This window comes from Floridaenema aerugineum BLCC-F46 (assembly GCF_041929345.1).
Classification (GTDB): domain Bacteria; phylum Cyanobacteriota; class Cyanobacteriia; order Cyanobacteriales; family Aerosakkonemataceae; genus Floridanema; species Floridanema aerugineum.
The window spans coordinates 71,862-81,032 of the sequence record NZ_JBHFNQ010000220.1 but is presented as its reverse complement, the minus strand read 5'-3'; the positions used below and the strand labels follow the sequence as shown (position 1 = coordinate 81,032).

Annotated in this window: 10 protein-coding genes; 4 read left to right on the top strand and 6 right to left on the bottom strand. The window is 39.8% G+C overall.

The genetic code is table 11. The features are described 5' to 3' along the window. Nucleotides 1-358 precede the first annotated feature (358 nt). On the top strand, nt 359-688 hold the full coding sequence (locus ACE1CC_RS31435) for a transposase (RefSeq protein ID WP_413274372.1): 330 nt from the start codon (nt 359-361) through the stop codon (nt 686-688). 103 nt (nt 689-791) lie between these two features. Here ACE1CC_RS31435 and ACE1CC_RS31430 read toward each other — a convergent pair whose 3' ends face one another. The 4 genes from ACE1CC_RS31430 to ACE1CC_RS31415 all read right to left on the bottom strand — a co-directional run bounded on the left by ACE1CC_RS31430 (nt 792) and on the right by ACE1CC_RS31415 (nt 6,125). Continuing rightward, on the bottom strand, nt 792-1,238 hold the full coding sequence (locus tag ACE1CC_RS31430) for an SRPBCC family protein (RefSeq protein WP_413274371.1): 447 nt from the start codon (nt 1,236-1,238) through the stop codon (nt 792-794). Between the two features lie 305 nt (nt 1,239-1,543). Then, on the bottom strand, nt 1,544-3,004 hold the full coding sequence (gene zds, locus ACE1CC_RS31425) for a 9,9'-di-cis-zeta-carotene desaturase (protein ID WP_413274370.1): 1,461 nt from the start codon (nt 3,002-3,004) through the stop codon (nt 1,544-1,546). Nucleotides 3,005-3,089: 85 nt separating this feature from the next. After that, nucleotides 3,090-4,142 carry a hypothetical protein gene (locus tag ACE1CC_RS31420; RefSeq protein ID WP_413274369.1) on the bottom strand — a complete coding sequence of 351 codons (1,053 nt, stop codon included), beginning with the start codon at nt 4,140-4,142 and terminating at the stop codon, nt 3,090-3,092. Nucleotides 4,143-4,460: 318 nt separating this feature from the next. Further along, complete coding sequence (locus tag ACE1CC_RS31415) at nt 4,461-6,125, bottom strand: DUF6930 domain-containing protein (RefSeq protein WP_413274368.1); 1,665 nt, start codon at nt 6,123-6,125, stop codon at nt 4,461-4,463. A 337-nt stretch (nt 6,126-6,462) separates the two neighbouring features. On the opposite strand from ACE1CC_RS31415, the gene ACE1CC_RS31410 reads away from it, so the two are divergent. The 3 genes from ACE1CC_RS31410 to ACE1CC_RS31400 all read left to right on the top strand — a co-directional run bounded on the left by ACE1CC_RS31410 (nt 6,463) and on the right by ACE1CC_RS31400 (nt 7,627). Further along, nucleotides 6,463-6,819, top strand: coding sequence for a HesB/IscA family protein (locus tag ACE1CC_RS31410; RefSeq protein ID WP_413274367.1), 357 nt, complete (start codon nt 6,463-6,465; stop codon nt 6,817-6,819). Nucleotides 6,820-6,944: 125 nt separating this feature from the next. Then, the gene (locus tag ACE1CC_RS31405) at nt 6,945-7,367 is read left to right on the top strand and encodes a tetratricopeptide repeat protein (protein WP_413274366.1); all 423 of its coding nucleotides are present in this window, start codon (nt 6,945-6,947) and stop codon (nt 7,365-7,367) included. Between the two features lie 11 nt (nt 7,368-7,378). Then, nucleotides 7,379-7,627, top strand: coding sequence for a hypothetical protein (locus tag ACE1CC_RS31400; RefSeq protein WP_413274365.1), 249 nt, complete (start codon nt 7,379-7,381; stop codon nt 7,625-7,627). A gap of 92 nt (nt 7,628-7,719) precedes the next feature. Here ACE1CC_RS31400 and thyD read toward each other — a convergent pair whose 3' ends face one another. Next, nucleotides 7,720-8,640, bottom strand: a complete 921-nt coding sequence (gene thyD / locus ACE1CC_RS31395; RefSeq protein ID WP_413274364.1) for a thylakoid membrane protein ThyD — start codon at nt 8,638-8,640, stop codon at nt 7,720-7,722. Nucleotides 8,641-8,774: 134 nt separating this feature from the next. Next, the gene (gene psb28 / locus ACE1CC_RS31390; protein WP_413274363.1) at nt 8,775-9,146 is read right to left on the bottom strand and encodes a photosystem II reaction center protein Psb28; all 372 of its coding nucleotides are present in this window, start codon (nt 9,144-9,146) and stop codon (nt 8,775-8,777) included. Nucleotides 9,147-9,171: the final 25 nt, after the last annotated feature.

The following is a 9,171-nucleotide window of genomic DNA, read 5'->3' as shown; positions in this document are numbered from 1 at the left end:
TGGAATCTTTGACTTTATTGAATGAACAAACTGCTCAATTAATGTCATTAAGTCCACATAAACGACCTTATTATCAGCGAGGTCGAAGAGCCGAGATGCTTATCCGGTCTACCTTTTAGCCATAGTTGTCACCCCGTCAGGGTATTCATGACTTTTGGCTCTGTTGTCACCCCCTGAAGTCCCGGCGATAGTCGCGGCTCTGGCCCGCTCATCGCCTTTGATGATTGCTGAAGCTGCACCTGAACAAAGCTCTCCAACACAGAGACCAAACGATCGAACTTTTCATCCAAAGCCGTATGAGACCTAGTAGGTGTAGCGAAATTGAACGAAAGGACAAAAACCATTAAGCTAACCAAAAATGTGTACTTCGGGTTTTTACCAGTCAGGTACGTTTAAGATTTTTGTCAGACTTTATGCGGCTGTGGTTATTGACAGGTTTCATGTGATGAAATTAGTTAATCAACGATTGAATAAGTTAAGACAAATAGTGGGAATCAAAGCTAAAGGCACTCGATTTCTTTTGCTAAAAAACTCCTCGGATTTAACTGAAGAGTCAAACCAAAAGCTAGAGCAGATTTTGGCTCAATCACCTTGCTTGAGGATAGCTTACTGTATGAAAACTGCATTAAATTATCAAATAGGGAATCGTGATTATGCTGTGAGCTATTGTCAGAATAGTTACTCATGACAGTTTAGGATAAAATTATGCTCCCTATTCTGGCAAATACATCTATTTTTTGCCCACAACCCTGTGATAAAAATAACTAATCTCCTACCCACCTGCTTCTCAGTTAAGACTTACCATAAGCTGCTAGTGCATATTCCTTAAATCTTTCTAAATCTGCTTGAATTGTTGACTCGACAACTCTACCTAAAAACAGATTATCCATTAATTTACCCAACCACCCAGGAATCCCATAAGCTACTGTTAATTTAACAATGCTGCTACCGTGTCGATCGTAAAATCTCACCGCACCTCTATTCGGTAAACCATCCACAGATTCCCATTGAATAATTTGATGGGGAACTATTTTTAAAATCCGCGACAACCAAGTAAATTCTAAACCACCAGTGGCGAGTTTCCACCGCGATAAATCAGGGTTTTCTTCCAAAACATGAACCGATTCAATCCATTTCATCCAGCGAGGCATTTGTTCCAAATCTGACCACAATCCCCAGGAAAATTCGAGCGGAACTGCTACTTCTACTTGTACACTATGTTCTAACCAGTCTGTCATTTTAATAATTGGTAATTGGTAATGGGTAGTTGGTAGTTGGTAATTTTAATTGCCAATTCTCACTGACAATTAAAATTACCATCATCTATTAACGCAAGTTGCTGGTTACAAATATTATCGGTTTGATCCCCCATTATCCCCCTTAATAAGGGGGACTTTGAATCCGGTTACTCCCTTAATAAGGTGTGTTTGAATCCGGTTCCCCCCTTATTAAGGGGGTGTTTGAATCCGGTTCCCCCCTTATTAAGGGGGGTTAGGGGGGATCAAAAACGTTTAAGCTCATAACCAGCAACTTGAATTATCATCTATTTTTTCAGGTCTAAAATTACCTTTGCCGCTTGTCTTCCCGAAATAGTTGCACCTTCCATACTATCAATGTAGTCTTGTTGGGTGTAACTACCTGCTAAGAAAAAGTTGGGAATCGGTGTTTTTTGATTTGGACGATAGAGATCCATTCCTGGTGCTTCTCGATAGAGAGATTGGGCGAGTTTCACTACACTATACCAGGTCATGTTCAATTTGCGGGAAGAGGGGAAAAGGTCCTGTACTTGTTTGAGGACGTGATTTGCGATCGCTTCATTACTCTCTTTAATAAAAGGATCGCCCGGAGTTAACACTAATTGCATTAAAGATCCCTGTCCTTCTCGATAATAATCCTCTGGACTAGTTAATGCTAAATCGGCAAAACAGGAAAAATCTGCATCTGCGGTATAAAGTAAATTATCGATCCCAGAAGCGCGATACTGCTGACGCAACGCTACGCGATCGAATTTTTTACTCGCTGGGTTATCCTGTAATTCTGTCACCCATCCATCAAAGCGCAATTGTACTGTCGCCACAGGTACAGCTTCTAACTTATAAATATTATCGAACTCTTGCCATTTGCGCCACTCTTGCGGTAACAATCTTTGAATTCCAGGAACATCACAAGCACAAAGATAAGCATCAGCGGTAATAGTTTCTTCCGTTTCCCCGTTCGCAACTACTAACCCTGTAACTTTGGTTTTTCCCTCTTCTTCTGCAAACAAAATTTCTCTGGTACGGCGACGAGTATAAATTTTTCCGCCTCGTTCTTCTATATAGTTAACAATTGGTTTGTGTAGGTATTCATTAGGTGAACCTGACAACATTCTTAATACGGAAGCTTCCGTTTTTGCGGCGAAAAACTGGAAAATTGTCAGCATACAACGGGCGGATATATTTTCCGTATCAATGAATCCTAACGCATAAGCGATCGGATTCCACATTCTTTTTAAACTACCATTCGATCCGCCGTGACTTCTAAACCAATCTGCAAAGCTAATTCTATCAAGGTCGCGGATTGTTTTCATCGCTCCCTCGAAGTCGATTAAACCGCGAACTAGAGGACTTGTACCTAGTGCGATCGCATTTTGTACTTTATCCTGTAACGAAAGTTGCGAAGTCGTAAAAAATGCCTTCAATCCATTAAAAGGCGCACCAGTAATAAACCGAAAATCTAACGCACCAGTCACGCCACCAGGATTAATAAAAGTATGCGTGTGTTCCTTCAGGAGTAAGTTTTCTCCTGCTCCCACCTTCCGCATTAACTCGAATAAATTATAGTAGCAACCGAAGAAGACGTGCAAACCCATCTCAATATGGTTGCCTTCTGCGTCTACCCAGCTACCAGCCTTACCCCCGACAAAGGGACGAGATTCAAAGATTTCTACTTCGCATCCAGCATCGACTAGATCGATCGCTGTTGCCATTCCCGCTAATCCTGCACCAACAATTGCAACTCGCATTCCGTCTTCCCTGCTCAGTTTCTTCACATATTTTAATATCAGACTGTTATTTTTCCCATACTGGCAGGCAAGATTAGATAAATGCCTAAATAATTAAGCTACTACCTACTTTTCTCTGATGCTTTAATTCATCTGTTATGCTTTCCGGGAATACTTCCGGGGAAAACATCTCTCGCAAAGCTTGAAAATAAGGTACAAATAACTGTTGTTCTTTTCTCCCTAAACGATTACCTATTTCCTTCCCTAACAAATTAATCATTTGTCTGACTAATTCCCAGCGGACTTTTAATGTGGGATAAACCATTACACATAAAGGAAACAACTCTTGCTGAATTGCAGCAATACTATTTTCGAGAACACATACCCACAAGTATACTTGAAACATCTCCACATCGCGGATGCTAGCAGTTTTTACTACAGGATTTTTCAGATTACCTGAATAAGTTGAGTAGTTTGGGTATAACTCAATAACTCGTTCACAAATATTTCTAGCAATTTCTGTACTTGCTGGTAAAAGTTGTTGCACAACTGCCAGAGTTTGCGAGTTGTAATCTTGATTAGCTGCCGCATCATAAGCTCTTTGTAATGGCATATACAAATGATCGTCAATCACTTTTAAATAATTTAATAATTCATTTTTGTTTCGCAAGGAAAGGTCGTCTATGAGCATTATCCCCGTATAATGAAACTGCATACTTACAAAACCTATTACTCTGGGATCGGTAGCAGTGTATTTCTTGCGAATTGCTCCCAAATATGGACTGATTATTCTCGATAACTGCTGCGGTGACAGCATTTGAGCATATATTTCTAAAGTTTTTTCAGAAACTGTAAAAACATCTTCGGAAATTTGCCAAGGATCTATTAAATTAGGATTTATCCGATGTCTTTGAATTTCTTGACCAATCAAATATTCTGTTTTATGCCACGCTTGTAAGCTAGTGTTCCGCAGGGCGTAGCGTAGTTTCTCTGCTATTAATATACGCTTATTTTGAGCAGATAATTCTTTTTCTTCATCTAGCCTATCTGTATGCTCTCCCAGGTTCTGGACGTACTTTTTAGCCCATTGTTTAGCTAGAGATTGGATTTGTCTACCATTGGGTATATTGGCATCCTGATGTTCTAGTTGTGGCATCATATCTTTAAAACTTCTTCTGGTCTTTAACTTGGATAACTAAGGAGTTAACTAAACCTTGACTATGTTACTCTCACAATGTAAATTTAACATTAGTTATCTACTTAATAAATCTTAACATTAAAATTATGAATTAGGACTAAAAGGATTTAGTAGCCTAACATACAGTTTTTTAGGCGATCGCACAAAACGAATACTGAAATATTAACATGAGACTATTTTCACAATATTTAAAGATTTCAATAAGATGAGGACTTTAGTTGCATCAGATCCCCGACGAAAGGAGAAGTTGTCGGGGATCTTTGTACCTTTCTGGGAGAATCATTCCCAATCTAATTGAATTATTCGTTGCAGAGTTCCTAAACCTGCGTCTTCGTGGGAGATGAATTTAGCTGAAAACAAAGCCATCATATCTGGTAATTTTGGATTGCCCTTAGAAGCACCCTTTAAGCCTCTAGCAACTAACAAACCACAATTACCTTTAGTTTTCTTGACGCGAGAATCCCACTTTTTCCGCGCTTCTTTATGTGTAGGATCATCTTGGCTAAACTCGCCAAACAGGTACATTTCCCCATTTTTTGTTTGCAAAATGCCTAAATCATAAACATCGTCTTCCAAGGGATCTTCACCTGGATTAAAGAATATAGTCTCTAAACCGCCTGCTGCTTCAATTTCTTCAATCAATGTTATTGCTTTTGGGCGAGAAGTTTGGATTAAAATTACTGGGAAACCATCTCCGGTTTTGAGGACATTTTCTGCTAATTGAATACTATCTAAGTGAGAGCGCAAATAATCTATCATTTCCCAAGGAACCATGCCAATACTGACGAAAGAATCAGGTGGGATTAAATCATCGCGCAATGCAGGCGAGAGTTCGTCTTCATCTTCATCTTCATCTTCATCCTCATCTTCTTCAAGATCATCTAAACTATGCGAAGTAGCCATTTCCCATAGTTCTTCTGTGACTTCTGGCAAAGTTGCCACTTTCACAGATACTAGATGATTAGTTTCAGATTCTTGGGGTAGAGTAATGCGGTAGTTACTATTAATTTTTGGAATATCATCAATGGAGAGTCGGCGACGATGCTGACGCAAAAACCGATTTAAAGCTGTGAGGGCGACAAAAACTGTTAAGGCTTCTTCTTCAAATAAAGAAGCTCTTAAACCTTCTAGAGGATGAATATTACCAAAATTGGGTTCGACTTCCGACAATGATAAATCTGCTAGATCAAGATCTTCGTCGTATTCTTCAAACAAATCTTCTGTTCTTTCAAAGGTGATAAATAAACAATCTTGTTTGAGGAAAGATTCTTCTAGTTGTTCGATCGAACTGTCTTGCTGTTGTAACACTGAAGCGCGAAATTGTTTCAAAGAATCCAAAGAACGGTATAACAAAATACCGTACTCTTTGCCTAACATTCCTAAAATCGAGACATATAAAGTTTGAATATCCCATTTATTAATCTCGATCGCAATTATCTGATGTTCTTCTAAAATTTCCCAAGGAGCATTGCGCCAAATTTCCTCACCTACTTCCATTAATTGTGTCGCGTACTGGGGAGGCAAATTTGGAGGTTGAGAGTTTTGATCTTCTTCAAATTCTCGAAATAGTTCATCAATTAGCGGTAGATTAGGCACATATTCAATAGCAATACCTAAATCTTGCAATATACCTCTTAAGTAAAATTGAATTTCCCGATCGCGCACCACAATTTTTTGTGGTTTACCTGGTTTTACAGGCCCTTGGGGATACTCCATCGCCCGCAACAAAGTCCGCACAATGGCTTCTGGGCCTACTTCCGAGTCCACCACATCCATCGCCCGGACAACTCCCTGACTACCATCTACCCAGACAATACATTCTTTTTGTCCGTCGTAGTCAGACTCAACATTAGCAGATATATGTCGGCGATCGCCCTCCCATACGCTGGGAATTTGATTTAAATTATTTAACCGACGATAGGTAGAGCGATTAAGAGTTGTCATAGAACAAAGCAAGAGGAGAAACTATAATTGTCTGAGAATTTATGCTCAGGGACTTAACGTAAGGAGCAGTTAAGGTTTTAGATGAATCTAGCTGCTCAAGTTACAGAGAATGACTCCCTTTCTCTACACACTACACCCAAAACCCCTGATTGTGTTTGGACTTTACACTGGCACTTAATATTTTAAGTGCAGTCCATGTGTAAATTAAGGCTGTGATGTTTATAAAATTTATCTAAAACTCAAGATTCACTCACTGATTATGACAAGCCGGATAAAATGTAATGATAGGCAAATATAGTCGATGCGATCTGGCATTTTTAAGGAGTAGCACAAACCCATGTCTACAGCAACTCAGTCTCAACAAAAAGGTCTTCAAGTAACCGATAGCGCCCTCGCCCAGCTTAAACTTCTCCGGGACAAACAAGGTAAAGACCTCTGTCTTAGGGTAGGTGTGCGTCAAGGCGGTTGCTCTGGAATGTCCTACACAATGGACTTTATTGAGCCTAGCACTATTCGGGAAGATGATGATGTTTTTGATTATGATGGCTTCCAGTTAGTGTGCGATCGCAAAAGTTTACTTTACATCTACGGTCTGATGCTTGACTTCAGCGATTCTATGATCGGAGGCGGTTTCCAATTTACTAACCCCAATGCCAGTCAAACCTGTGGTTGTGGAAAATCTTTTGCTGTTTAATAATAAGCAACGGAGCATTTTAGATTTTAGCTCTCTTTTGGGTCTACAATCTAAAATCCTCCCTTAGTCCCCAGACCTATATCTCTGGGTCAATCCAAAATCGAAAATCTAAAATCTAAAATCGAATGACTCAATCTGTTGAATCCCTGTTTGAATCGGCTATTGAACGTTACAAAGCTGGAGAAGAACCAAAAGCATTAATTCCAGTGTTTAAGGATATTTGCGATCGCACTCCCAAAAGTAGCGCTTCTTGGACTTGTTTAGCTTGGTTATACTTACTGGAAAATCAACCAAACAACGCTTTAAAAGCTGCTAAAACCGCAGTAAAATTAAATCCCCAAGACCCCCAAGCCAGAGTAAATTTAGCCTCGGCAATGTTAGAATCTGGGCAAAGTGGAGTCCGTCAACATATCGAAATTGTACAACAAATAATGACATTAGATGCAGAGATTCGCCAAGAAATTATTGATAATATCCAAGATGGTTTAACTAGAAAACCAGATTGGCAAAGTTTAATTCGGATTCAAAAATGGTTGTTGGGTAATTAATTTGAGTAGTCATGAAAGAGAAATTTCTTAATTGGCTGAATTTGGCTTTGATGTGCGATTTCTTCCTAGTTTTGATTAGTTTTTTCTGGTTAGCGATCGCAGTTATCGGCGAAACAACAGGCGTTAATCTAGGTTGGAATCTCTGGCAAAAACTTTGGGAACCAGTTTTTACTCCCGCCATTGGTATTTTAATGGCGGGAGCAATTATTAGCGGCATTACTAGCTGGATCTCGAAGAAATTAGACTCCAAAGCCAGTTAAAGTGTTGAGTTTTGAATTTTGAGTTTTGAGTTAAAGAGAAAGTTTTAAGTAGGGGCAATTCATGAATTGTCCCTACCCCAGTCCCCGTTGCCTTATTTCAAAAAAGACTCCAAAGCTGGCTTTAAATTGGGGTATTTATAAACAAAACCCGATTCTAAAGTGCGTTTTGGTAAAACTTGTTGACCTTCCAAAACTACCATTGCTGCATCACCCATAAGCAATTCTAAAGCAAAAGCGGGGACAGGCAACCAAGAAGGTCGATGCAATACATCTCCTAAAGCGTGACAAAAGTCAGCCATTCTGACAGGATTAGGAGCAGTAGCATTATAAACTCCTTGCATATCTGGACGTTTTAAAACGGCGACGATTAGGTTAACCAAATCATCAACTTCTACCCAAGAAAACCATTGTTTCCCAGTACCGATTGTGCCTCCGGCGAATAATTTAAATATAGGTAGCATTTTGGCGATCGCACCACCCATACCCAAAACTACCCCCAAGCGCAAAATCGCCAATCTCACCCCCAAATCTTTGACCTTCTGCGCTTCTGCTTCCCAAGCAATACAAACTTCGGAAAGAAAATCATTACCCGGAGGACTATTTTCTGCAAAAGTAGCAGTTTCGCTAGTGCCATAATAACCAACTGCCGAAGCATTAACTAAAACTGAAGGTTTTTGTTCCGCTTTCGCAATAGCCTCAATTAACTTTTGCGTCCCGATTTTTCTGCTATTGAGAATTTCCTGTTTTCGTTCTGCTGTCCAACGACCTTCACCGATCGCAGCCCCAGCCAAATTTACCACACCATCGCAACCAGAAATTACCTGTTGCCAATCGCCAGATTGTAGAGGATTGTAATTAACAATTTCCAGATTTGGGAAAGCAGATTTGGGAAAAACGCGACTAGCACGATCGGCATTGCGAGTTAGGATGATAATGCGATCGCCCGACTCTTGCAACCTCTTTACTAAATAACTTCCCACAAATCCTGTAGCACCAGTAATTACAATAATCATTCTCACCTCCGATATTTAACTATCCAATCATCTGTGTATCCAGCCTTAAAACTAAGCGTACATCTGTGTTTATCTGCGTGCATCTGTGGATATCTGTGGTAAAAAAAACCAAGATTTCGACTTGAGCAAAAAATCTATTTATTTTCCCCGTAAGCCATACCATTAGCCTCAGCATAGCGATTCATAAACCGGATAAATCTTTCCCAATGGTCGTCGCGATCGATCTCAAACTTACATTCTACCCTTGCTAAATCATCACCTTCTGGCCCACCAAAAATAAACTTTACCCCACTAGGTTCAACCGTAATTTCCCCTTCCGAATCGGTCAACCGCAGCGCATTAGAAAACCTGCTTTTAAAACTATTAAAATTTTCCACAGCCTTCAACTGCTTAAAAACCATCAGCACAGATTTAGTACCTGTAGAACGATTGCGGCGTAAACTCACATCAGCCAACTCTTCAGAAATACCTTCAAAAAACTGGATTGTCGGAATTTGTTCGCTCATCTAATAAAAATCAAGAAACTTAACA